This is a genomic window from Pseudomonas sp. 58 R 12, assembly GCF_900005865.1.
Classification (GTDB): Bacteria; Pseudomonadota; Gammaproteobacteria; order Pseudomonadales; family Pseudomonadaceae; genus Aquipseudomonas; species Aquipseudomonas tritici.
Genome location: NZ_CVTP01000021.1, coordinates 101,279 through 125,841, shown reverse-complemented (window position 1 = coordinate 125,841; position 24,563 = coordinate 101,279). Strand labels below are relative to the sequence as shown.

The window sequence follows — 24,563 nt, the reverse complement described above, 5'->3', positions numbered from 1 at the left end:
TAGTTCGCCCGCCCCCAATCTTTATTACAGGCTTCCCCCCGAAATGATGGACATCAACGAGATTCGCGAATACCTGCCTCACCGTTACCCGTTCCTGCTGGTGGACCGCGTAGTGGACCTCAACGTCGAGGAAAAGCGCATTCGTGCCTACAAGAATGTCAGCATCAACGAACCGTTCTTCAACGGTCACTTTCCCGCGCATCCAATCATGCCGGGCGTGTTGATCATCGAAGCGATGGCCCAGGCTGCCGGTATCCTTGGCTTCAAAATGCTCGACCTCAAGCCTGCCGACGGCACGCTCTACTATTTCGTGGGCTCCGATAAGTTGCGTTTCCGCAACCCGGTCACCCCGGGTGACCAGTTGATCCTGGAAGCCAAGTTCATCAGCTGCAAACGCCAGATCTGGAAGTTCGAATGCCAGGCTTCGGTGGACGGCAAGCCTGTGTGCTCCGCCGAAATCATCTGTGCGGAACGCAAACTATGAGTTTGATTGACCCTCGCGCAATCATCGATCCGTCGGCCGTACTGGCCGCCGACGTTGAGGTCGGCCCCTGGTCGATCATCGGCGCAGGTGTGGAAATCGGCGAGGGGACTGTCATCGGGCCGCACGTGATCCTTAAAGGTCCGACCCGTATTGGCAAACACAATCGTATCTACCAGTTTTCCTCGGTAGGCGAAGACACCCCGGACATGAAGTACAAGGGTGAAGAAACACGCCTGGTAATCGGTGATCACAACATCATTCGTGAAGGCGTGACCATTCACCGTGGCACCGTGCAAGATCGGGCCGAGACCACGCTGGGTGATCACAACCTAGTCATGGCCTACGCGCACATCGGCCACGACAGCGTCATCGGCAACCACTGCATTCTGGTCAACAACACCGCGTTGGCCGGCCATGTGCACGTCGACGATTGGGCGATCCTCTCCGGATTCACCCTGGTGCATCAGTACTGCCATATCGGCGCCCACAGCTTTTCCGGCATGGGTACCGCCATCGGCAAGGATGTTCCGGCGTTCGTCACAGTATTCGGTAACCCGGCCGAAGCCCGCAGCATGAACTTCGAAGGCATGCGCCGTCGTGGTTTCAGCGAAGAGGCCATCCACGCCCTGCGCCGTGCCTACAAGGTGGTTTATCGCCAGGGGCTTACGGTGGACCAGGCGTTGACCCAATTGGCCGAGCCGTCGGCGTTGTTCCCGGAAGTCGCGGTGTTCCGTGACTCGATCCAGGCGTCGACTCGCGGCATCACCCGCTGATCATGGCTAATCTGCGTATTGCGCTGGTGGCCGGAGAAGCTTCCGGTGACATTCTAGGCGCAGGTCTTATGCGGGCCCTCAAGGCCCAGCACCCTGCGGTGGAATTTATTGGGGTCGGCGGCCCGCTGATGCAGGCCGAAGGGCTCACGTCCTACTTCCCCATGGAGCGGCTATCGGTCATGGGGTTGGTGGAAGTGCTGGGCCGTCTGCGTGAGCTGTTGGCTCGCCGCAAGCTGCTGATCCAGACCCTGATCGAAGAGAAGCCCGATGTTTTCATCGGGATCGACGCACCGGACTTCACCCTTAATATCGAACTCAAGTTGCGTCAGGCCGGGATCAAGACCGTGCACTACGTCAGCCCCTCCGTGTGGGCATGGCGCCAGAAGCGCGTATTGAATATCCGCGAAGGCTGTGACTTGATGCTGACCCTGCTACCGTTCGAAGCCAGGTTCTACGAAGAAAAGGGCGTGCCGGTGCGGTTTGTCGGGCACACCCTGGCCGACACCATCCCTTTGCAGGCTGACCGCGCAGCCGCGCGTGCCGAGTTGGGCTTGCCTGACGGTCCGCTGGTGGCGTTGATGCCGGGCAGCCGTGGCGGCGAAGTCGGCCGCCTGGCTGCGGTGTTCTTCGATGCTGCCGAGCGCCTGCAAGCGTTGAAGCCAGGCGTACGTTTCGTGCTGCCCTGCGCGAGCCCGCAGCGTCGTGCGCAGATCGAAACCCTGCTGGACGGTCGCAACCTACCGGTGACCTTGCTCGACGGCCAATCGCACCTGGCCCTGGCGGCCTGTGATGCGGTGCTGATCGCCTCGGGTACGGCCACCCTGGAGGCCTTGCTGTACAAGCGTCCGATGGTCGTGGCCTATCGCCTGGCGCCGCTGACCTTCTGGATTCTCAAGCGCATGGTCAAAAGCCCTTACATCTCCCTGCCCAACCTGCTGGCCCAGCGCCTGTTGGTGCCGGAGTTGTTGCAGGACGATGCAACGCCTGAGGCCTTGGCGCAAACTCTACTACCCTTGATCGACGGCGGCGAAGAGCAGACTCGCGGTTTTGACGACATTCACCGCACCTTGCGCCGTGATGCCTCGAACCAGGCGGCGGACGCCGTGTTGACCTTGATCGGCAAGAAACAGGAAACTTTATGATCAAGCAAATGGGCCTGGATTTCAGCCTGGTTGCCGAAGCCCACGAACTGGTGGCCGGTGTTGACGAAGTCGGGCGCGGGCCTTTGTGCGGCGCTGTCGTCACGGCGGCGGTGATTCTCGACCCGAGCCGCCCGATTCTCGGCCTCAACGACTCGAAAAAACTCACCGAAGCGCGGCGCGAAAAGCTCTACGACGAGATTATTGAGAAGGCCCTCAGCTGGCATATTGCTCGGGCCGAAGTCGAGGAAATCGACGCGTTGAACATCCTCCACGCCACCATGCTTGCCATGCAGCGTGCAGTAGAAGGCCTGCACATCACGCCAAAAATGGCCATGATCGACGGCAACCGCTGCCCAAAATTGGCCATGCCGGCGGAAGCGGTGGTGAAGGGCGATAGCAAGGTGCCTGCGATTGCGGCAGCTTCAATCCTGGCTAAGGTCAGCCGCGATCGTGAAATGGCTGCTTTCGAATTGATCTACCCCGGCTACGGGATCGGCGGCCATAAAGGCTACCCGACGCCCGTTCATCTGGAAGCCCTGGCTCGCCTCGGCCCGACGCCGATCCACCGCCGCTCGTTCGCCCCCGTACGCCAGGCTTATGAGCTGCGCGAGAGTCTCAGCGAGGTGTAGTCGCGAGGCTGATGTTTTTGCCAAGGCCCGGTACAATCCCGGGCCTTGTTGTTTCTACGTTTAAGACAGGATCACTATGCCGGCTTCATTCGTTCACCTGCGCCTGCACACTGAATACTCCCTGGTTGACGGCCTGGTACGGATCAAACCGCTGGTCAAAACCCTGGTGGGCATGAACATGCCTGCCGTGGCGGTTACCGATCAGAACAACATGTGTTCCCTGGTCAAATTCTATAAAAACGCCATGGGCGCCGGCATCAAGCCGATTTGCGGCGCCGACCTGTGGTTGTCCAACAAAGATCCGGATAACGCCCTTAGCCGTATCAGTCTGCTGGCGATGAACGGCGTGGGTTATCGCAACCTCACCGAACTGATTTCCCGTGGCTTTATCGACGGCCAGCGCAACGGCTCGATCATCATCGAGCGCGAGTGGGTCGCCGAGGCCAGCGAAGGGCTGATCATGCTGTCCGCCGCTAAAGAGGGTGAGATCGGTCTTGCGCTACTCGGCGGCAATCCTCAAGAGGCTGAAGGGCTGGCCCGCGAGTGGATGCAGGTTTTCCCCGACCGTTTCTACCTGGAAGTCCAGCGCACCAACCGCCCCAACGACGAAGAGCACCTGCACGCCGCCGTGGCCCTGGCCGACAAGCTGGGCGCGCCGCTGGTCGCGACCAACGATGTGCGCTTTATCAAGAAAGAAGATTTCGAAGCCCACGAAACCCGCGTGTGCATCGGCGAAGGCCGGGCCCTGGATGACCCGCGTCGCTCGAAGAACTACAGCGAGGAGCAATACCTCAAAAGTGCCGACGAGATGGCCGAGCTGTTCAGCGACCTGCCCGAGGCCCTGGAAAACTCTGTCGAAATTGCCAAGCGTTGTAACATTGAAGTGAAGCTGGGCAAGCACTTCCTGCCCAACTTCCCGATTCCCGATGGCATGACCATCGATGAGTACTTCCGCAAGGTGTCGTTCGACGGCTTGGAAGAGCGCCTCAGCGTGCTGTTGCCCAAGGACACCACTGAGGATTACGACGCCAAGCGCCAGGTCTATGTCGACCGGCTGAATTTCGAACTGGATATCATCATCCAGATGGGGTTCCCCGGTTACTTCCTGATCGTAATGGACTTTATCCAGTGGGCCAAAAGCAACGGCGTGCCGGTAGGCCCGGGCCGGGGGTCGGGTGCTGGCTCGCTGGTTGCTTACGTACAGAAGATTACCGATCTCGACCCGCTGGAATATGACCTGCTGTTCGAACGGTTCCTGAACCCGGAACGGGTTTCCATGCCCGACTTCGACGTCGACTTCTGCATGGACGGGCGCGACCGCGTCATTGAATACGTGGCTGAGAAATACGGCCGTAACGCGGTAAGCCAGATCATCACCTTCGGTTCCATGGCCGCGAAAGCGGTAATCCGCGACGTTGCGCGGGTGCAGGGCAAGTCCTACGGCCTGGCTGATCGCCTGTCGAAGATGATTCCGTTTGAAGTCGGCATGACCCTGGAAAAGGCCTACGAGCAGGAAGAGATCCTGCGTGACTTCATCAAAATCGATGAAGAAGCCGCCGAAATCTGGGACATGGCGCGCAAGCTCGAAGGCGTGGTGCGTAACGTCGGTAAACACGCCGGTGGTGTGGTTATCGCGCCTACAAAGCTCACCGACTTTTCGCCGATCTATTGCGATGAAGAAGGCGGCGGCCTGGTCACCCAGTTCGACAAGGACGACGTGGAGGCGGCCGGCCTGGTGAAGTTCGACTTCCTCGGCCTGCGCACGCTGACGATCATCGACTGGGCGCTGAAGACCATCAACCGCGAGCGCGCCAAGGTCGACGAAGAGCCGCTGGATATTGCGTTTATCCCGCTGGACGACAAGCCGACCTATCAGTTGCTGCAAAAGGCCGAAACCACGGCGGTGTTCCAGCTTGAGTCGCGCGGCATGAAAGAGCTGATCAAAAAGCTCAAGCCCGACTGCCTGGAAGACTTGATCGCACTGGTGGCGCTGTTCCGTCCCGGCCCGCTGCAATCGGGCATGGTGGACGACTTCATCAACCGTAAGCACGGCCGCGCCGAGCTGGCGTACCCGCACTCCGACTACCAATACGAAGGCCTCAAGCCGGTATTGGCGCCGACCTACGGCATCATCCTGTATCAGGAACAGGTGATGCAGATCGCCCAGGTGATGGCCGGTTACACCCTCGGTGGTGCGGACATGTTGCGCCGCGCCATGGGTAAGAAAAAACCCGAGGAAATGGCCAAGCAGCGCGGCGGTTTCATTGAAGGTTGCGCCACCAACAATATTGACGCCGACCTGGCCGGTAATATTTTCGACCTGGTAGAGAAATTCGCCGGTTACGGCTTCAACAAATCCCACTCCGCCGCCTACGGCCTGGTGTCGTACCAGACCGCCTGGCTGAAGGCTCACTACCCGGCGCCGTTCATGGCTGCGGTACTTTCGGCGGATATGCACAACACCGACAAGGTCGTGACCTTGATCGAGGAAGTGCGCACCATGAAACTGCGCCTCGACGCACCGGACGTGAACGCCTCGGAGTTCAAGTTCACGGTAAACGACGAAGGCCGCATCATTTATGGCCTGGGCGCGATCAAAGGCGTGGGCGAAGGTCCGGTGGAAGCCATCACCGAAGCGCGCCAGGACGGCCCTTTCAAGGACCTGTTCGACTTCTGCGCACGGGTTGACCTCAAGCGCATCAACAAGCGAACCCTCGATGGCTTGATCCGCAGTGGTGCGCTCGACCGTCTCGGTCCGTATTTCCATGATGAGCCGAAGGCTTACCAGGCAAATATCGACCGTAACCGCGCCGTGTTGCTCACCGCGATGGAAGAGGCGATCAAGGCTGCCGAACAGACCGCGCGCACCCACGACAGTGGCCACGCCGACCTGTTTGGCGGATTGTTCGTCGAGGAAGACGCGGATGTGTACGCCAACCATCGCAAGGCCAAGGAGCTGACCCTGAAGGAGCGCCTCAAGGGTGAGAAAGACACCTTGGGCCTGTACCTGACCGGTCACCCGATTGATGAATACGAAGGTGAAATCCGGCGGTTCGCCCGCCAGCGCATCATCGACCTGAAACCGGCGCGGGATACGCAGACCGTCGCCGGCATGATCATCGCCCTGCGGGTGATGAAAAATAAAAAGGGCGACAAGATGGGCTTTATCACCCTCGACGACCGCTCGGGCCGCATCGAAGCCTCACTGTTTGCCGATGCGTTCCACTCCGCGCAGTCGCTGCTGCAGACTGACGCCATGGTGGTGGTGGAAGGGGAGGTCAGCAACGACGACTTCTCCGGCGGCCTGCGGCTGCGGATCAAGCGTGTGATGAGCATGGAAGATGCGCGCACCAATTTGGCCGAGAGCCTGCGCTTGAAGGTGAAAACCGAAGCGCTCAAGGGCGATCAGCTACGCTGGTTGGGCGACCTGCTCAAACGCCACCGTGGCGCGTGCCCGGTGACCATGGAGTACACCGGCAATGACGCCAAGGCCATGTTGCAGTTTGGCGAGACCTGGCGAATTGATCCTGCTGATGGCTTGATTCAAGCATTGCGTGACCAGTTCGGCCGTGACAACGTCTTTCTCCAATACCGTTGACGGTCAGGCAGTAATACTTAGCCTGATCTCGGCGAAACATTTAATCTCGACCTAGACGCGCCTCTCCCTTAAGGTAGGGCGCGAATAGACAACCGGCTGGCCAGGCACTCCTTGGCCGTCGACCCAAGACGGACGCTTATGAACCCGAATTTTCTTGATTTCGAACAGCCGATCGCTGACCTGCAAGCCAAGATCGAAGAGCTGCGCCTGGTCGGCAATGACAATTCGCTGAATATCGGCGATGAAATCGCTCGCCTGCAAGACAAGAGCAGTACGCTCACCGAAGACATCTTCGGCAAGTTGACCAGTTGGCAGATCGCCCGCCTGGCCCGCCACCCGCGCCGTCCGTACACCCTGGACTACATTCAGCACATCTTCACCGAGTTCGACGAGCTGCACGGCGATCGCCACTTCTCCGACGACGCGGCCATCGTGGGCGGTATCGCTCGCCTGGACGACCAGCCGGTGATGGTGATCGGTCACCAGAAAGGCCGTGAAGTGCGCGAGAAAGTGCGCCGCAACTTCGGCATGCCGCGTCCGGAAGGCTACCGCAAGGCGTGCCGCCTGATGGAAATGGCCGAGCGCTTCAAGATGCCGATCCTGACCTTCATCGACACGCCGGGCGCCTACCCGGGTATCGACGCTGAAGAGCGCAACCAGAGCGAAGCAATCGCCTGGAACCTGCGCGTCATGTCGCGCCTGAAAACCCCGATCATCGCTACCGTGATTGGTGAAGGTGGGTCCGGTGGTGCACTGGCCATTGGCGTGTGCGATCAGCTGAACATGCTGCAATACTCGACCTACGCGGTGATCTCGCCGGAAGGTTGCGCTTCGATTCTGTGGAAAACCGCCGAAAAAGCGCCGGACGCCGCTGAAGCGATGGGTATCACTGCTGATCGCCTCAAGGGCCTGGGCATTGTCGACAAAGTGATTGCCGAGCCATTGGGCGGCGCCCACCGTGATCCGGCGGCTGCTGCCGCGACTATTCGTGCCGAGCTGGGTTCGCAACTGGCGATGCTCAAGAAGCTGGATAACGAAGCGCTGTTGGCCCGTCGTTATGAGCGTTTGATGAGCTACGGTCTCTGATCAAATACTGATCTGGCAGACAATGCTGTACTAGTGTGGGAGCGGGCTTGCTCGCGAAAGCGGTGAATCAGTCAATATATTCAGTGACTGACACCACGCTTTCGCGAGCAAGCCCGCTCCCACATTTGCTTTGTGTATGCTGGTCTATCGTGTTCCAAGTATGCGGCGACAATGTGTGATGAAACGAACGCTGACCGCCAAACTGCTGCAAGCCCTGAGTCCGTGGCAAAATGCCCCGGCCTGGCATATCGCTTTCTCTGGCGGACTGGATTCCACCGTCCTGCTCCATCTCCTGGCCTCCCTGCCAGAAAACGAAACGCTCCCACCCCTCGGCGCAACCCATGTCCACCATGGCCTGCAAGCCGCCGCCGACGCCTGGCCAAGCCATTGCCAGTCGATATGCGACAGCTTGGGCATCCCCCTGCGCGTCATGCGCGTGCGGGTACAACCCGGCGCCAGTCTTGAGCGGGCTGCCCGTGACGCGCGTTACCAGGCGTTCACCGAGGTGATCGGAGCAGGGGAGGTGCTGCTGACAGGCCAGCATCGCGACGATCAGGCCGAAACCCTGTTATTCCGCCTGTTACGTGGCGCAGGCGTGCGCGGGCTGTCGGCAATGCCTGCACAGCGCCCGTTGGCGGCTGGTTATCTGGTTCGGCCGTTATTGGATGTAACGAGGGGTGAGTTGGAAGCCTACGCCCACGAGCATCAGCTCACGTGGATCGAAGACCCGTCCAACGCCGACCCAAGGTTCTCACGCAATTACCTGCGCCATCACGTGTTCCCAACGCTCACGGAGCGCTGGCCTCAAGCTGTCACGAGCCTTGCCCGCACTGCCGAGCACCTGAGTGAAGCCCAGGGCCTGCTCGATGAATTGGCGCAAATGGACCTGCAAGCCGCCGATCAGCCTGCACCTTTTCCCTGGCTGCACCTGCCGTCCTTGGCTCTCGCGCCGCTGCGCGAACTTTCCGACGCACGCCAGCGTAACGCCCTGCGCCATTGGCTGGCCCCACTGACCCGTCTACCCGACAGCGACCACTGGGCCAGTTGGCATGCCCTGCGTGATGCCAAGGGCGACGCACAGCCCTTATGGCGCCTGGCCGACGGCGACCTGCACCGTAGCGGCGATCGCCTTTGGTGGCTGCCCTCCACATGGTCAGAATTTTCTGACGCATCGCTGAGCTGGTCCGATCCGCAAAATCCACTAGAGTTACCCGGCAATGGTCGGTTGAAACTCACTGGCAAAGCGCCTGCAGGCCCGTTGGTGATCCGTTACCGCAAGGGCGGTGAAATCGTCGAAGTGCCAGGTCGCGGACGGCGTGACTTGAAGCGCCTGCTTAATGAAAGCGGGCTTCCGAGCTTCGTCCGTGGCAGATTGCCGCTGCTGTATCAGGGTGAGCAATTGCTGGGGGTGCCTAGCCTGGCGGGACTGTGGAACACAGGGCCGGGCGACTGGCAATTAGATTGGATGCCACAGACCTGCGATCAAGGTTTGAGCTGATAGCGCCTTTCCGGTAGACTACGCTCCCTTCTTGATACAACTTCTGTGGATTCGCCTGAATCGCAGCAGTTGCCGATTACCAAGCAGTCTTTGCTGGGCGATTCCAAAAAATGTGTAGCGATCAACGTACTGGTGTTTCAGTGCCGGTCTGTCATCACGCGGCGGTTTTTTTGAAAGGTGCACTGTGATTAATGCAGGTGATCGGGGGCTTCGGCCTCTCTTCGCTCTCCCCGGCGGCTCGGACCGCTTTAACGCAGACTTCTAGGGTTTTTCATGACGCGCTACATATTCGTCACGGGCGGTGTTGTTTCTTCATTGGGGAAAGGCATTGCCTCCGCTTCATTGGCGGCCATCCTGGAGGCGCGGGGACTTAAGGTCACCATGCTCAAGCTGGACCCGTACATCAACGTCGACCCGGGCACCATGAGCCCGTTCCAGCACGGTGAAGTGTTCGTCACTCACGACGGCGCCGAGACCGACCTGGACCTGGGCCACTACGAGCGGTTCATCCGCACGACCATGACCCAGAACAACAACTTCACCACCGGCCGTGTCTACGAACACGTGCTGCGCAAGGAGCGCCGTGGTGACTACCTGGGTGCAACCATCCAGGTGATCCCGCACATCACCGACGAAATCAAGCGCCGCATCATCAAGGGTGCAGGCGATGCCGACGTGGCGATGGTCGAGATTGGTGGCACCGTCGGTGACATCGAGTCCCAACCGTTCCTCGAAGCCATCCGCCAGCTGCGTTTCGAAGTCGGCGCCAAGCGTGCGATGCTGATGCACCTGACCCTGGTGCCGTACATCGCCACCGCCGGCGAAACCAAAACCAAGCCTACCCAGCACTCGGTCAAGGAACTGCGTTCCATCGGCCTGCAGCCGGATGTGCTGGTGTGCCGCTCCGATCACCCGATCGACATTTCCTCGCGTCGCAAGATCGCGCAATTCACCAACGTTGAAGAACGTGCGGTGATCGCGCTGGAAGACGCCGACACCATCTACAAGATCCCGGGCATCCTGCACTCGCAAGGCCTGGACGATTTTGTGGTCGAGCGTTTCGGCCTGCAATGCAACGGCGCGGACCTGTCCGAGTGGGAAGCCGTGGTCGACGCCAAGCTCAACCCTGAGCACGAAGTCACCATCGCCATGGTCGGCAAGTACATGGAGCTGCTGGACGCGTACAAGTCGCTGATCGAAGCGATGAGTCACGCCGGCATCAGCAACCGTACCAAGGTCAACCTGCGCTACATCGACTCCGAAGACATCGAGAACCAAGGCACCGCGCTGCTTGAAGGTGTCGACGCGATCCTCGTACCCGGCGGTTTCGGCCTGCGTGGCGTGGAAGGCAAGATCACTGCCGTGCAATACGCTCGTGAAAACAAGGTGCCATACCTGGGTATCTGCCTGGGCATGCAAGTGGCCGTTATCGAGTTCGCCCGTAACGTGCTGGGCTGGAAAGACGCCAACTCCACCGAGTTCGACAGCAAGAGCGGTCACCCGGTCGTGGGCCTGATCACCGAGTGGGAAGATGCCACCGGTGCCGTCGAGACCCGTACCGAAGCCTCCGACCTGGGCGGCACCATGCGCCTTGGCGCGCAGGATTGCCTGCTGGAGCCGGGTTCGCTGGTCCACGATTGCTACGGCAAGGACGTGATCGTCGAGCGTCACCGTCACCGCTACGAAGTGAACAACAACCTGCTGCCACAAATCAAAGAGGCCGGCCTGAAAATTTCCGGTCGCTCCGGTGATGGCGCGCTGGTTGAAGTGGTCGAGGCACCGGATCATCCATGGTTCGTGGCGTGCCAGTTCCACCCGGAGTTCACCTCGACGCCGCGCGACGGTCACCCGTTGTTCAGCGGTTTCGTTAAAGCAGCACTGACGCAACATCAGAAGAAGGCGTAACCCTGATGGCCCAGAAGATCATTCGCGTAGGCGACATCGAGATTGCCAACGACAAGCCCATGGTGCTGTTTGGCGGCATGAACGTGCTGGAAAGCCGCGACATGGCGATGCAGGTCTGTGAAGAGTACGTGAAGGTGACCCAGAAACTGGGTATCCCTTACGTGTTCAAGGCCAGCTTCGACAAGGCCAACCGTTCGTCCGTGACCTCCTATCGCGGCCCGGGCCTTGAAGAAGGCATACGGATCTTCCAGGACATCAAGCAAGCCTTCGGCGTGCCGATCATCACCGACGTCCACGAGCCTGAACAGGCTGCCGTGGTCGCCGAGGTGTGCGACATCATCCAGTTGCCGGCCTTCCTGTCGCGCCAGACCGACCTGGTTGTCGCGATGGCCAAGACCGGCGCTGTGATCAATATCAAGAAAGCCCAGTTCCTCGCGCCCCAGGAGATGAAACACATCCTGAACAAGTGCGTGGAAGCGGGTAACGACCAGTTGATCCTCTGCGAGCGCGGTTCGAGCTTCGGCTATAACAACCTCGTGGTGGACATGCTCGGTTTCGGCATCATGAAACAGTTCGAATACCCGGTGTTCTTCGACGTGACCCACGCGCTGCAAATGCCCGGTGGTCGCGCCGATTCCGCGGGCGGGCGGCGTGCCCAGGTGCTGGACCTGGCCAAGGCCGGTATCAGCCAGTCTTTGGCGGGCCTGTTCCTCGAAGCCCACCCGGACCCGGACAACGCCAAATGCGACGGTCCGTGCGCCCTGCGCCTGGACAAACTGGAGCCATTCCTGGCCCAGCTCAAGCAGTTGGACGAACTGGTCAAGAGTTTTCCGACGGTAGAGACCGCGTAAGCGCCATTTCTCCGGTAGACTTTCCCACGCTTTACGCTCAGGCCTACGGGCCTGAGCCATGTCGCCTGCAAGCCTGCCCCGTTGTTCCACCCTTGCGGTCGGTCAAAAGATTTCCTTCAGCTGCGTCGTTTTCGTCAACTTTGGAGTGTTTACAACAATGGCAAAAATCGTCGACATCAAAGGTCGTGAAGTTCTCGACTCCCGTGGCAACCCCACCGTCGAAGCCGACGTGCTTCTCGATAACGGCATCATCGGCAGCGCCTGCGCGCCGTCCGGTGCTTCCACTGGTTCGCGCGAAGCGCTGGAACTGCGTGATGGCGACAAGAGCCGTTACCTGGGCAAGGGTGTACTCAAGGCTGTAGCCAACATCAACGGCCCGATCCGTGACCTGTTGCTGGGCAAAGACCCGCTGGACCAGAAAGCCCTGGACCACGCGATGATCAAGCTCGACGGCACCGAAAACAAAGGCAGCCTGGGCGCCAACGCCATCCTCGCCGTGTCCCTGGCTGCTGCCAAGGCTGCTGCCCAGGATCAGGACCTGCCGCTGTACGCACACATTGCCAACCTGAACGGCACCCCGGGTGTGTACTCGATGCCGGTCCCGATGATGAACATCATCAACGGTGGCGAGCACGCCGATAACAACGTCGACATCCAGGAATTCATGGTACAGCCGGTCGGCGCCAAGACCTTCTCCGAAGGCCTGCGCATGGGTACCGAGATTTTCCATCACCTCAAGGCTGTGCTGAAGGCCCGTGGCCTGAGCACTGCGGTGGGTGACGAAGGTGGTTTCGCACCGAACCTGGCGTCAAACGAAGATGCACTCAAAGTGATCTCCGAAGCCGTAGCCAACGCTGGCTACAAGCTGGGCACCGACGTGACCCTGGCCCTGGACTGCGCGGCCAGCGAGTTCTACGAGGACGGTAAATACAACCTGTCCGGCGAAGGCCAAGTGTTCAACTCCGAAGGTTTTGCTGACTACCTCAAAGGCTTGACCGAGCGTTACCCGATCATCTCGATCGAAGACGGCCTGGACGAGTCCGACTGGGATGGCTGGAAAATCCTCACCGACAAGATCGGCGAGAAAATCCAGCTGGTGGGCGACGACCTGTTCGTCACCAACACCAAGATCCTGAAAGAAGGCATCGATAAAAAGATCGCCAACTCGATCCTGATCAAGTTCAACCAGATCGGTACCCTGACCGAAACCCTGGAAGCCATCCAGATGGCCAAGGCTGCGGGCTACACCGCCGTGATCTCGCACCGCTCCGGCGAAACCGAAGATTCGACCATTGCCGACCTGGCCGTGGGCACTTCGGCTGGCCAGATCAAGACCGGTTCCCTGTGCCGTTCCGACCGCGTTTCCAAGTACAACCAATTGCTGCGTATCGAAGAGCAACTGGCCGGCAAAGCCAAGTACAACGGTCGCGGCGAGTTTCGCGGCTGATCGCTCTTGATGGTAAGGCATGGTAAAAAGTCGACGGATTGCGTCGGAAAACTCACGATAGTGTGGGTTTCGACGCTAATCTGATGGCTATCAAGCACAAGCCTGGTTTTTCCAGGCTTCGTGCTATCAGTTACTTTAAAAGTTTCGCATGGCTGTCTTTTTTCACTGGATACCCGGATTTCGATGCGCAGTCCCAATTGGTTGTTTCTCGTCTTGCTCTTGTTGCTGGCTGGCCTGCAGTACCGCCTATGGGTCGGTAATGGCAGCTTTGCGCAGGTAAAAGACCTGACCGAGCAAATCGCTGCACAGCACGCCGAAAACGAGGTCCTGCTGGAGCGCAACCGCGTCCTTGATGCGGAAGTGCTTGAGCTGAAAAAGGGTACCGAGACCGTTGAAGAGCGGGCTCGTCATGAGTTGGGCATGGTCAAGGAGGGCGAAACCCTCTACCAGTTGGCCCAATGAGCAACAGCTTGCCGGCCTTCTGGGCCGTGATTCCTGCCGCGGGCATTGGTGCCCGCATGGCCGCGGACCGTCCCAAGCAATACCTGCAACTGGGCGGACGCACCATTCTCGAACACAGCCTTGGCTGTTTTCTCGACCACCCCTCGCTTAAAGGCCTGGTGGTCAGCCTTGCTTCTGATGATCCTTATTGGCCTGACTTGGCGTGTGCCATGGACCCGCGCATTCACCGTGCGGACGGCGGTTCGGAACGTTCCGGGTCGGTGCTCAACGCACTGTTGCAGCTGAACGCTTTGGGGGCCAGTGATGATGATTGGGTACTGGTGCATGATGCGGCGCGGCCGAACCTGAGTCGCGATGACCTCGACAAACTGCTGACTGAACTGGCGGACGACCCGGTGGGCGGTCTGCTGGCCGTGCCGGCACGCGACACCCTCAAGCGCGTCGATAAGCACGGGCGTGTCGTCGAAACCGTCGACCGTAGCCTGATCTGGCAAGCCTACACGCCGCAGATGTTCCGCCTGGGTCCGCTGCATCGTGCTTTGGCTGACAGCCTGGTGGCGGACGCCGTCATCACTGATGAGGCTTCTGCCATGGAATGGTCCGGCCAGGCGCCGCGGCTGATCGAAGGGCGGTCGGACAATATCAAGGTGACGCGGCCGGAGGATCTGGAGTGGCTCAGGTTGCGGTGGGCGAATCGGCGGTAGTCAGTTGCACCGAGTCGACCCCTTCGCGAGCAAGCCAGCTCCCACCTTTAACCGCGTTACTACAGGATAAACGCGGTTAAAGGTGGGAGCTGGCTTGCCTGCGAAGAGGCCGGCACAAACAGCCAATAATTACTGGCTGTACTCCGGCCTCTCAGCCAACCCCACCTTCAAAAAATCCACCAACTTCCTGACCTTCGGCGACAAGTGCCGCTGCTGCGGATACAGCGCCCACACCGCCGTATTCGGCGGCTGATGCGCCTCCAGCAGCGACACCAGCGCGCCACTGTGCAAATGCTCCAGCACGTAATAATCCGGCAACTGGCACAACCCGACGCCCAGCACCGCCGCATCCAGCACCGCTTGCCCACTGTTGCAGCGCCAGTTTCCCTGCACCCGCTGGGAAAACTCGCGTCCGTCCTGGGCCAGTTGCCAGATATCCGAGCTACCAATCAGGCAGTTATGCCGGCTCAACTCCGACAAACTATGTGGCCGACCATACCGCGCCAGGTAGGACGGCGACGCGCACAGGTACATGCGCCTCGGTGCCAGCCTGCTGGCGACCATGCGTGAATCCTGTAAGCGCCCCAGGCGAATCGCCAGATCCAGGCCTTCGTGCACGAGGTCCAGTTGACGGTTGCTCAGCTCGATATCCACGCGCAACTGCGGGTAGAGGCCCATGAACCGCGTTACCAGCGGCACGATAAACCGCTCGCCGTAGGCCACGGCACAGGTCATGCGCAACATGCCTTTGGGTTCGCTGGTGAGGTCACCCACCGCACGCAGGGCTTCTTCGCGACCGTCCTGTAAACGTTGGCAATGTTGCAGAAAGGTCTGGCCGGCTTCCGTCAAGGTAACCTTGCGCGTGCTGCGATACAGCAGCCGCGTTTGCAGGCGTTCTTCCAGGCGCGCCACCTGCCGGCTGATATGCGACGAAGAAACGCCCAGGCGTTCCGCTGCCGCAGTGAATTGGCTGCATTCGGCCACCGCGACAAATTCATCAATGCCTTCCCAGCGGTTTTCAAGCACGGTGATTATCCCTGTACAGCAATAAAGTTTTGCTTTCGCTTGGATTATTAATCAATCAGCCATGTTTTACACTCACCGCCTCAGTATTCAATTCCCTGGAGAAACCCGGATGATCAAGTCCCGCGCCGCCGTAGCCTTCGAAGCCAAGAAGCCCCTTGAGATCGTTGAAGTGGATGTCGCCATGCCCAAGGCTGGCGAGGTGCTGTTGCGCGTGGTCGCGTCCGGTGTATGCCATACCGACGCTTACACGCTGTCGGGCGCTGACCCGGAAGGTATCTTTCCGTCGATCCTCGGCCATGAAGGCGGTGCAGTGGTTGAAGCGATCGGCGAAGGCGTGACTTCGGTCGCCGTTGGCGATCATGTGATCCCGCTGTACACCCCGGAATGCGGCCAGTGCAAATTCTGCCTGTCGGGCAAGACCAACCTGTGCCAGGCCATTCGCTCCACTCAGGGCAAAGGCTTGATGCCGGATGGCACCACTCGGTTTTCCTACAAGGGCCAGCCGATTTTCCACTACATGGGCACTTCGACCTTCTCCGAATACACCGTGTTGCCGGAAATTTCCGTGGCCAAGATTCCTAAAGAAGCGCCACTGGAAAAAGTTTGCTTGTTGGGTTGCGGCGTCACCACTGGCATTGGTGCAGTGATCAACACCGCCAAGGTCAAGCCGGGCGACACCGTGGCCATCTTCGGTCTCGGCGGTATCGGCCTGTCAGCCGTCATCGGTGCAGTCAAGGCCAAGGCTGGGCGCATCATTGCCATCGACATCAACCCTGCCAAATTTGAAATCGCCAAGCAGCTGGGTGCGACTGACTGCATCAACCCGAAAGACTACGACCGCCCGATCCAGGACGTGATTGTCGACCTGACCGATGGCGGCGTGGACTTCTCTTTTGAATGCATCGGCAACGTTCAGCTGATGCGCGCTGCCCTCGAGTGCTGCCACAAAGGTTGGGGTGAGTCGGTGATCATCGGCGTGGCCGGTGCCGGTCAGGAAATCGCCACGCGTCCCTTCCAACTGGTGACCGGTCGCGTCTGGCGCGGTTCGGCCTTCGGTGGCGTGCGCGGTCGTACTGAGCTGCCAAGCTACGTGGAAATGGCCCAGACCGGCGAGATCCCGCTGGACACCTTCATCACCCATACCATGGGCCTGGAAGACATCAACAAAGCGTTTGACCTGATGCATGAAGGCAAAAGCATTCGTACCGTCATCCACTTCTGAGGTCGGCCATGAGTCTGGAAAACCTGTCGTGCCAGAAGAGCTTCGGCGGCTGGCACAAACGCTACAAGCATCACTCCGATGTGCTCGGCTGCGACATGACCTTCGCCGTCTACCTGCCGCCGCAAGCGGAGCAGGGCGGCAAGTTGCCGGTGTTGTACTGGCTGTCCGGTCTCACCTGCACTGATGAGAACTTCATGCAGAAGGCCGGCGCGCAGCGCATGGCCGCCGAGCTGGGGTTGATCATCGTGGCGCCGGACACCAGCCCTCGTGGGCCGGGTGTTCCGGGTGATCCTGATAACGCGTGGGATTTTGGCCTTGGCGCCGGCTTCTATCTGAATGCCACACAGGAGCCCTGGTCCAAGCACTATCGGATGCATGACTACGTGGTGAAGGAATTGCCTGCGTTGGTTGAAGCGCATTTCCCGGCTTCAGATAAACGTGGCATCAGCGGTCACTCCATGGGCGGCCACGGTGCACTGGTATGTGCGTTGCGCAATCCCGGGCGTTACCTGTCGGTGTCGGCGTTTTCGCCCATCAGTAACCCGATGGACTGCCCATGGGGTCAGAAGGCCTTTTCCCGCTACCTGGGCGAAGAGCGTTCGAAATGGCGTGAGTGGGACGCCTGCGTGCTGATCAGCGAAGCCGCGGAAAAGCTGCCACTGCTGGTGGACCAAGGTGACCGCGACGATTTCCTTGCCGTGCAACTCAAGCCTGAAGCCTTGCAGCAAGCGGCGAAGGCGGCCAACCATCCGTTGGAACTGCGGCTGCAACCTGGCTACGACCACAGCTACTTCTTTATCGCCAGCTTCATCGAAGACCATTTGCGACACCATGGTCGTGCTTTGCTCGGTTAATGTGAGGCAAAAGTAGGTAGAATCACGCCCTGAATTAAATCGGGGCGTTTTTTTATGCGTATTGGCCACGGCTACGATGTGCACCGTTTCGCTGAAGGCGATTTCATCACCTTGGGCGGCGTGCGCATTGCACATCACCATGGGTTGCTGGCTCATTCCGACGGCGACGTTGTGTTGCATGCCTTGAGCGATGCCTTGCTCGGCGCGGCGGCGTTGGGCGATATCGGCAAGCACTTTCCGGACACCGACCCGACCTTCAAGGGTGCGGACAGCCGTGTATTGCTGCGCCATGTGGTTGGCCTGATCCATGCCAAAGGCTGGAAGGTCGGCAACGTCGACAACACCATCGTGGCCCAGGCGCCAAAAATGGCGCCCCATATTGAATCGATGCGCGCACTGATTGCCGCAGACCTGCACATTGAATTGGATCAAGTGAACGTGAAAGCCACCACCACCGAAAAGCTCGGGTTCACCGGTCGTGAAGAGGGCATCGCCGTGCACTCCGTTGCCTTGTTGCTGCGCGCATGAATGATCTGCAACTGCTGGGCCCACGGGCCTATGGCGAGGCCTTGGGCAGCGCGGTCCTGAAGGCGACCGCCGAAGACTTCCAGGTTGATGAAGTGCTGGATATCCCGCTGACCGGCGAGGGTGAGCACCTGTGGTTGTGGGTTGAGAAGCGTGGCCTCAATACAGAAGAAGCCGCGCGGCGCATCGCCAAGGCGGCCGGCGTGCCGTTGCGCACTGTCAGCTATGCCGGGCTCAAGGATCGCCAGGCGTTGACCCGCCAATGGTTCAGCGTGCAGTTGCCAGGCAAAGCCGATCCGGACATGAGCGCTGCGGAAAACGATAGCCTCAAGGTTCTCAAGACCGCCCGTCATAAACGCAAATTGCAGCGCGGCGCACATTCGGCCAATGGTTTCACCTTGCGCCTGACCCAGCTGGCCGGTGATACCGCCGCCATCGACGCGCGTTTGCAATTGATTGCACAGCAGGGCATCCCCAACTATTTCGGTGCCCAGCGTTTTGGTCACAATGGTGGCAACGTGGTCGACGCCCGCGAGTGGGCCGCGCGCAAGGCTTTGCCGGAACAGCGCAACGTGCGTTCGCGGCTGCTGTCGACGGCGCGCAGCTACCTGTTCAACAAGGTGCTGGCGGCGCGTGTGGCTGACGGTTCCTGGCAGCGTGCGCAGGTCGGCGACCTGTTGGCGTTTACCGACAGCCGCAGCTTTTTCCCGGCGGGGGAGGCGGAGTGCAGCGACCCGCGCCTGGCCATTCTGGACCTGCACCCGACCGGGCCGCAGTGGGGCGAAGGTGATTCACCTGCCAGCGGCGCAACCTTCGAACTGGAACAGGCGGTCGCCGCCGGTGAAGCCGACCTGCGCGATTGGCTGGTGAATGCCGGCATGAGCCAGGAACGTCGCATTCTGCGACTGCCCATTGGCGGTTTGACGTGGCATTATCCCTCGCTGGACATTCTGCAATTGGAATTCGTCCTGCCGGCCGGATGCTTCGCCACTGTCTTGGTGCGCGAGCTTGTTGATCTGGTGCCGGTGGGGCAGACGGACAACCCATGCGTATTCTGATATCAAACGATGACGGTGCCACCGCACCCGGTCTTGCCGCGCTCTATGCTGCGCTGGAAGATTATGCCGAGTGCGTGGTGGTTGCCCCCGACCAGGACAAGAGCGGCGCCAGCAGTTCGTTGACGCTCGACCGTCCGCTGCACCCGCAGGTCCTGGCCAATGGCTTTATCAGCGTGAACGGCACTCCTACCGACTGCGTCCACCTGGCGATCAACAGCCTGTTGGATCCGCAGCCGGACCTGGTGGTGTCGGGCATCAATCTTGGTGCGAACCTGGGGGATGACGTGCTGTATTCCGGTACCGTGGCGGCAGCCCTTGAAGGGCGTTTCCTGGGGCAAACCGCGTTCGCCTTTTCGTTCGCCTCGCGCCAATTGGATAACCTGCCGACCGCGGCCTATTTCGCGCGCAAGCTGGTAGAGGCCCATGGCTCTCTGGACTTGCCGCCGCGCACGGTGCTCAACGTCAATATTCCCAACTTGCCCCTTGATCATATTCGCGGCATCCAGCTCACGCGCCTGGGCCATCGCGCCCGCGCGGCGGCGCCGTTGAAGGTGGTTGATCCGCGCGGCAAGGAAGGCTACTGGATCGCTGCTGCGGGTGACGCCGAAGATGGCGGCCCGGGCACGGACTTTCATGCGGTGATGCAAGGTTATGTATCGATTACCCCATTGCAATTTGATCGCACCTTCAGTGATGCCTTCAGTGGTCTCGATGGCTGGCTGGAGAGGCTTCGCTGATGGGCCGTGAACAAGACGACTTGCTGCGCCGGGGCATCGGGATGACTTCCCAGCGTACCCGCGAACGCCTGATACAGCGCCTGTACGAAGAGGGCTTGTCCAACGCCCAGGTGCTGGAAGTGATCCGGCGCACGCCTCGGCATCTGTTTGTCGATGAAGCCCTGGCCCACCGTGCCTATGAAGACACGGCGCTGCCTATCGGCCATAACCAGACCATTTCCCAGCCTTACATGGTGGCGCGCATGAGCGAGCTGCTGCTGGCGGCGGGGCCGTTGGACAAGGTGCTGGAAATCGGCACGGGCTCCGGCTACCAGACCGCCGTGCTGGCGCAGTTGGTGGAGCGGGTGTTCTCGGTGGAGCGCATCAAAGTGCTGCAAGACCGCGCCAAGGAGCGCCTGGTGGAGTTGAACCTGCGCAATGTGGTGTTTCGCTGGGGCGATGGCTGGGAAGGTTGGCCGGCGCTGGCACCGTACAACGGCATCATTGTTACCGCCGTGGCCACCGATGTTCCGCAAGCGCTGCTTGATCAACTCGCCCCCGGTGGGCGCCTGGTGATTCCGGTCGGCTCCGGTGAAGTGCAACAATTGATGCTCATTATCCGTGAGGACGAAGGCTTTTCACGGCATGTACTGGGCGCTGTTCGTTTTGTACCGCTGCTCAATGGCCCGCTGGCCTGATCAATTTTTTCCGGCGGTGAATTCTGCTGGCGGGGATGTGTCTTACAGCGGGGTCTATTGAATCAACATCACTGGCGCGACGATTCAACACGCTGAACGATTCGTTTCAGACGTGTGCCGGTAAAACTCCAATGCCCAGTTATACTTGCGTCATATTTCAAGCCTGGTACAGGCATTCATGTTCAGCCAGCACAAAGGGAGCGGCGGGTGAGTCTCACAGGTCTTGCGCAGCGTATGAGTAAAACAAGCTTTCATCGACTGGTGCTTGGCCTCGTCTTCAGTTCTGTGTTGGTAGGGTGCTCCAGCTCGCCAAGCAGCGGCGCGCGGGTGGTTGATCGTAATAGTGCGGCACCGCAAAAGCCGACGGTAACCACCGGGCAATATGTGGTGCGAAAGGGCGATACGATGTTCTCGATCGCCTTCCGTTATGGCTGGGACTACAAGGCCCTCGCAGCGCGTAACAATATTCCTGTGCCTTACACGATACATCCGGGTCAGACGATTCGCTTCGACGGTCGCACAGGATCAACGCCTACGGCAGTCGTGACGAACAGTGGTTCTTCGCCGTCGTCCTCAAGCAAAACCACCGTCTTCACCCGGCCTGCTGGTACTGCCGCGCCTGCCCCTGCGAACAAGCCGGCACCTGCGCCGTTGCCACCTGCAGGGCCCGCGCCGACCGGTTGGGGATGGCCTTCCAACGGCGTGTTGATTGGAAAATTCTCTTCAAACGGTAGTTTGAATAAAGGCATTGATATCGCCGGAGATTTGGGACAGCCTGTTTTAGCTGCGTCTGATGGGACGGTGGTGTACGCCGGGAGTGGTTTACGGGGCTACGGCGAGCTTGTCATCATCAAACACAGCGATACCTACGTCAGTGCCTACGGTCATAACCGTAGGCTGTTGGTTCGGGAGGGGCAGCAGGTCAAAGTCGGACAGACAATTGCCGAAATGGGATCAACTGGTACAGACCGGGTGAAACTGCACTTTGAGATTCGCCGACAAGGGAAGCCTGTAGATCCGCTGCAATTCTTGCCCCGTCGTTGATATGTTGCACAGCCTGTTCCCTTCACGTAGAAGGAACAGGCTCCAGCGTTGCCAAGGATAAAGGCGCCGCTTGAGCTTGAGGTCGAACTCACCAAAGGACTATAACAATGGCTCTCAGTAAAGAAGCGCCGGAGTTTGACATCGACGATGAGGTTCTCCTTATGGAGACCGGCATTGCTACGGAATCGATGTCGAATGAGGGATCTGCTGTACCTTCAGTTCGCACCAAATCCAAGAACTCCACCGCGTTAAAGCAACACAAGTACATTGACTACACACGGGCGCTCGATGCGACCCAGCTGTATCTCAATGAAATCGGCTTTTCCCCTCTGCTTACCCCCGAAGAAGAAGTCCATTTTGCGCGCTTGTCGCAAAAGGGTGATCCGGCTGGGCGCAAGCGCATGATTGAAAGCAACCTGCGCCTGGTGGTGAAAATCGCCCGACGCTACGTCAATCGTGGGCTTTCCTTGTTGGACTTGATCGAGGAGGGCAACCTGGGCTTGATCCGGGCGGTAGAGAAGTTCGACCCTGAGCGGGGCTTCCGCTTTTCGACCTATGCCACCTGGTGGATTCGTCAGACCATCGAACGGGCGATCATGAATCAGACCCGCACGATCCGGTTGCCGATCCATGTGGTCAAAGAGCTCAACGTCTACCTGCGGGCAGCGCGTGAGCTTACCCAAAAACTCGATCATGAACCTTCGCCCGAAGAAATCGCCAACCTGCTGGAGAAGCCGGTAGGGGAGGTCAAGCGCATGCTTGGTCTTAACGAGCGTGTGTCTTCGGTCGACGTCTCGTTGGGTCCGGATTCGGATAAAACCCTGCTGGACACTCTGACGGATGATCGCCCTACAGATCCTTGTGAGCTGTTACAGGACGATGATCTTTCCCAAAGCATTGACCAGTGGTTGTCAGAGCTCACTGACAAGCAGCGTGAAGTGGTGATTCGCCGCTTCGGCCTGCGCGGCCATGAGAGCAGTACCTTGGAAGACGTGGGCCTGGAGATCGGTCTGACCCGTGAGCGGGTGCGGCAGATCCAGGTGGAAGGGCTCAAGCGCTTGCGCGAGATCCTGGAGAAGAATGGCTTGTCGAGCGAGTCGTTGTTTCAGTAACGTCTCCTAAGGCAGCTATTAAAACGCCCGGTGCATGAGAGTGCGCCGGGCGTTTTGCTTTCTACTGCGGTAGCAGCTGCCGAGCCTCGGCGAGGCTGCGTCAACGGTATATCTGACGTACCGCGAACGCAGCCTCGCCAAGGCTCGACAGCTGCTACGTCACGCAGAGTCATACGGCATGAAATCCCAGGCATAAAAAAACCCCGCTTTTAAGGGCGGGGTCTTTTCGACTAAGTCAGTACAAGTTAGATAACTTGAACTTCTTCAGCTTGCATGCCTTTCTGACCGCGGGTAGCGATGAAAGAGACCTGTTGGCCTTCTTTCAGGCTTTTGAAGCCGTCGGATTGGATAGCTTTGAAGTGAACGAACAGGTCGTCACCGGATTGTGGAGTGATGAAGCCGAAGCCTTTTTCATCGTTGAACCACTTAACGGTACCAGTTTGGCGATTAGACATGGTGTAACTCCTTGAACAAAGTTAACTGCGACTCAGGAAAAGCCCTGGCCGAGACTGAGTGCAAAGAGCAGGAAAAATTCTTGGAGATGGTTGGATCGAAATTCAACATATCGTGTAGAGATTCTCAGTGACACAAGCAACACAGTGACGTCACCTTAACTGTTTTTCTCGGACGTGCCAATGATATTTCCGAAGGTTTCTCTATTTTCGTGACTGGCGGTGGTATTTCTATTCGCCTCGCACAGCTATACGGGGCCCGGCTCCGTTGGCTACGACGTGTGAGCAACCGGCGTTTTTTTTAAGAAAAGCCCCGTGGCCTTTGAACCCCAACGCCGGCCCCGGTAAGATGCCCAACAGATTTTTCACCTCGCTATTCAGGACACCGCCATGAGCATCAAATCGGACAAGTGGATTCGCCGCATGGCGCAAGAGCACGGCATGATCGAACCGTTCGTCGAGCGGCAGATCCGCGGCCAAGGCGATGCCCCGGTGATTTCCTACGGCGTTTCCAGCTATGGATATGACGTGCGCTGTGCCGATGAATTCAAGGTGTTCACCAACATCAACTCGGCCATCGTCGATCCAAAAAACTTCGACGAAAAGAGCTTCGTCGACGTCAAGAGCGACGTGTGCATCATCCCACCGAACTCCTTCGCCCTGGCGCGCACCGTGGAGTTCTTCCGTATCCCCCGCGACGTGCTCACCATCTGCCTGGGTAAAAGTACCTACGCGCGTTGCGGCATTATCGTCAACGTGACGCCGCTTGAGCCTGAGTGGGAAGGTCACGTGACCCTGGAATTCTCCAACACCACTACGCTACCGGCGAAAATCTACGCCAACGAAGGCGTGGCGCAGATGCTGTTCCTGCAGTCTGACGAGGCCTGTGAAGTGTCCTATAAAGACCGCGCGGGCAAGTATCAGGGCCAGCGCGGCGTCACTCTCCCACGCGCTTGATAGAAAGGTCTTACGCGTAAAGGGAATTAGTCTGAAGAAAGTGACTCTATCTAGGTGTACTGCCTCGGCGCGTGTAAAACGCGTCGAGCCACGCTTGAGGAGTACTTTATGAAGATCGACCCGCGAATCAGCGCAGAAATTGCCCGGCTTGAACCCAACCAGATTGGCGTTCTGGCCTGGTCCCTGATGGCCGATCCCGCTTATGCGGGTGGTATTCCCGGCCAGCCAGATCCGGATTCCCCGCAACCCATTGAAGAACCGGGCTCGCCCACTGTTCCAGATGAGCCACCTCCCGCGCCTGTAGCCTGACACTTCGCCAG

The 24,563-nt window shown here is 59.3% G+C and carries 24 protein-coding genes; 22 read left to right on the top strand and 2 right to left on the bottom strand.

The annotated features are described in order from the left end of the window. Nucleotides 1-43: 43 nt before the first annotated feature. The 12 genes from fabZ to ispD all read left to right on the top strand — a co-directional run bounded on the left by fabZ (nt 44) and on the right by ispD (nt 14,579). Nucleotides 44-484 (top strand): 3-hydroxyacyl-ACP dehydratase FabZ, encoded by a 441-nt coding sequence (fabZ, locus tag BFP95_RS17925; protein ID WP_003172281.1) that lies wholly within the window; start codon nt 44-46, stop codon nt 482-484. Next, the gene (gene lpxA, locus BFP95_RS17920) at nt 481-1,257 is read left to right on the top strand and encodes an acyl-ACP--UDP-N-acetylglucosamine O-acyltransferase (RefSeq protein ID WP_065872440.1); all 777 of its coding nucleotides are present in this window, start codon (nt 481-483) and stop codon (nt 1,255-1,257) included. The genes fabZ and lpxA overlap by 4 nt, the downstream gene beginning before the upstream one ends. 2 nt (nt 1,258-1,259) lie before the next feature. Beyond that, nucleotides 1,260-2,399, top strand: a complete 1,140-nt coding sequence (lpxB, locus tag BFP95_RS17915) for a lipid-A-disaccharide synthase (protein WP_065872439.1) — start codon at nt 1,260-1,262, stop codon at nt 2,397-2,399. Then, on the top strand, nt 2,396-3,028 hold the full coding sequence (gene rnhB / locus BFP95_RS17910; RefSeq protein ID WP_065872438.1) for a ribonuclease HII: 633 nt from the start codon (nt 2,396-2,398) through the stop codon (nt 3,026-3,028). The genes lpxB and rnhB overlap by 4 nt, the downstream gene beginning before the upstream one ends. Nucleotides 3,029-3,104: 76 nt before the next feature. After that, a complete protein-coding gene (gene dnaE / locus BFP95_RS17905; RefSeq protein ID WP_065910503.1) occupies nt 3,105-6,626 on the top strand; it encodes a DNA polymerase III subunit alpha in 3,522 nt (1,173 codons plus the stop codon). Nucleotides 6,627-6,764: 138 nt separating this feature from the next. Then, nucleotides 6,765-7,712: an acetyl-CoA carboxylase carboxyltransferase subunit alpha gene (locus tag BFP95_RS17900; RefSeq protein WP_003172288.1), complete on the top strand. Its 948-nt coding sequence runs from the start codon at nt 6,765-6,767 to the stop codon at nt 7,710-7,712. A 178-nt stretch (nt 7,713-7,890) separates the two neighbouring features. After that, complete coding sequence (gene tilS, locus BFP95_RS17895) at nt 7,891-9,210, top strand: tRNA lysidine(34) synthetase TilS (RefSeq protein WP_065890109.1); 1,320 nt, start codon at nt 7,891-7,893, stop codon at nt 9,208-9,210. A gap of 273 nt (nt 9,211-9,483) precedes the next feature. Continuing rightward, nucleotides 9,484-11,115, top strand: coding sequence for a CTP synthase (locus tag BFP95_RS17890; protein ID WP_010212443.1), 1,632 nt, complete (start codon nt 9,484-9,486; stop codon nt 11,113-11,115). Between the two features lie 5 nt (nt 11,116-11,120). After that, nucleotides 11,121-11,966: a 3-deoxy-8-phosphooctulonate synthase gene (gene kdsA / locus BFP95_RS17885; RefSeq protein WP_065910502.1), complete on the top strand. Its 846-nt coding sequence runs from the start codon at nt 11,121-11,123 to the stop codon at nt 11,964-11,966. 157 nt (nt 11,967-12,123) lie between these two features. Then, nucleotides 12,124-13,413, top strand: a complete 1,290-nt coding sequence (gene eno, locus BFP95_RS17880) for a phosphopyruvate hydratase (RefSeq protein ID WP_065880069.1) — start codon at nt 12,124-12,126, stop codon at nt 13,411-13,413. A gap of 183 nt (nt 13,414-13,596) precedes the next feature. Beyond that, complete coding sequence (ftsB, locus tag BFP95_RS17875; RefSeq protein WP_049709653.1) at nt 13,597-13,875, top strand: cell division protein FtsB; 279 nt, start codon at nt 13,597-13,599, stop codon at nt 13,873-13,875. Beyond that, on the top strand, nt 13,872-14,579 hold the full coding sequence (gene ispD / locus BFP95_RS17870; protein ID WP_065890107.1) for a 2-C-methyl-D-erythritol 4-phosphate cytidylyltransferase: 708 nt from the start codon (nt 13,872-13,874) through the stop codon (nt 14,577-14,579). The genes ftsB and ispD overlap by 4 nt, the downstream gene beginning before the upstream one ends. A 129-nt stretch (nt 14,580-14,708) precedes the next feature. Here ispD and BFP95_RS17865 read toward each other — a convergent pair whose 3' ends face one another. Next, on the bottom strand, nt 14,709-15,605 hold the full coding sequence (locus BFP95_RS17865) for a LysR substrate-binding domain-containing protein (RefSeq protein WP_065890105.1): 897 nt from the start codon (nt 15,603-15,605) through the stop codon (nt 14,709-14,711). Between the two features lie 109 nt (nt 15,606-15,714). Between BFP95_RS17865 and BFP95_RS17860 the strand changes: the two genes are divergently transcribed. From BFP95_RS17860 to rpoS, 8 genes are all read left to right on the top strand, one after another. Beyond that, nucleotides 15,715-16,827: an S-(hydroxymethyl)glutathione dehydrogenase/class III alcohol dehydrogenase gene (locus BFP95_RS17860; RefSeq protein WP_065880066.1), complete on the top strand. Its 1,113-nt coding sequence runs from the start codon at nt 15,715-15,717 to the stop codon at nt 16,825-16,827. Nucleotides 16,828-16,835: 8 nt separating this feature from the next. Then, entirely contained in the window at nt 16,836-17,681 is an 846-nt protein-coding gene (gene fghA / locus BFP95_RS17855) for an S-formylglutathione hydrolase (RefSeq protein ID WP_065910501.1), read from the top strand. A gap of 54 nt (nt 17,682-17,735) precedes the next feature. After that, nucleotides 17,736-18,209, top strand: coding sequence for a 2-C-methyl-D-erythritol 2,4-cyclodiphosphate synthase (ispF, locus tag BFP95_RS17850; RefSeq protein ID WP_025855145.1), 474 nt, complete (start codon nt 17,736-17,738; stop codon nt 18,207-18,209). Further along, nucleotides 18,206-19,264, top strand: coding sequence for a tRNA pseudouridine(13) synthase TruD (truD, locus tag BFP95_RS17845; RefSeq protein ID WP_065890103.1), 1,059 nt, complete (start codon nt 18,206-18,208; stop codon nt 19,262-19,264). The genes ispF and truD overlap by 4 nt, the downstream gene beginning before the upstream one ends. Further along, a complete protein-coding gene (gene surE, locus BFP95_RS17840) occupies nt 19,252-20,001 on the top strand; it encodes a 5'/3'-nucleotidase SurE (RefSeq protein ID WP_065880063.1) in 750 nt (249 codons plus the stop codon). The genes truD and surE overlap by 13 nt, the downstream gene beginning before the upstream one ends. Nucleotides 20,002-20,042: 41 nt before the next feature. Next, nucleotides 20,043-20,678, top strand: a complete 636-nt coding sequence (locus BFP95_RS17835) for a protein-L-isoaspartate(D-aspartate) O-methyltransferase (RefSeq protein ID WP_010563544.1) — start codon at nt 20,043-20,045, stop codon at nt 20,676-20,678. A 207-nt stretch (nt 20,679-20,885) separates the two neighbouring features. Further along, the gene (locus tag BFP95_RS29065; RefSeq protein ID WP_083207061.1) at nt 20,886-21,722 is read left to right on the top strand and encodes a peptidoglycan DD-metalloendopeptidase family protein; all 837 of its coding nucleotides are present in this window, start codon (nt 20,886-20,888) and stop codon (nt 21,720-21,722) included. A 107-nt stretch (nt 21,723-21,829) separates the two neighbouring features. Beyond that, nucleotides 21,830-22,834 (top strand): RNA polymerase sigma factor RpoS, encoded by a 1,005-nt coding sequence (gene rpoS, locus BFP95_RS17825; RefSeq protein ID WP_065910500.1) that lies wholly within the window; start codon nt 21,830-21,832, stop codon nt 22,832-22,834. Nucleotides 22,835-23,079: 245 nt separating this feature from the next. On the opposite strand, the gene BFP95_RS17820 is transcribed toward rpoS, so the two are convergent. After that, nucleotides 23,080-23,289, bottom strand: a complete 210-nt coding sequence (locus BFP95_RS17820) for a cold-shock protein (RefSeq protein ID WP_002554837.1) — start codon at nt 23,287-23,289, stop codon at nt 23,080-23,082. A gap of 387 nt (nt 23,290-23,676) precedes the next feature. On the opposite strand from BFP95_RS17820, the gene dcd reads away from it, so the two are divergent. Together dcd and BFP95_RS17810 are read left to right on the top strand one after the other, a co-directional pair. Next, entirely contained in the window at nt 23,677-24,243 is a 567-nt protein-coding gene (gene dcd / locus BFP95_RS17815; RefSeq protein ID WP_010212421.1) for a dCTP deaminase, read from the top strand. Nucleotides 24,244-24,351: 108 nt separating this feature from the next. Further along, complete coding sequence (locus BFP95_RS17810) at nt 24,352-24,552, top strand: hypothetical protein (protein WP_049709645.1); 201 nt, start codon at nt 24,352-24,354, stop codon at nt 24,550-24,552. Nucleotides 24,553-24,563 lie beyond the last annotated feature (11 nt).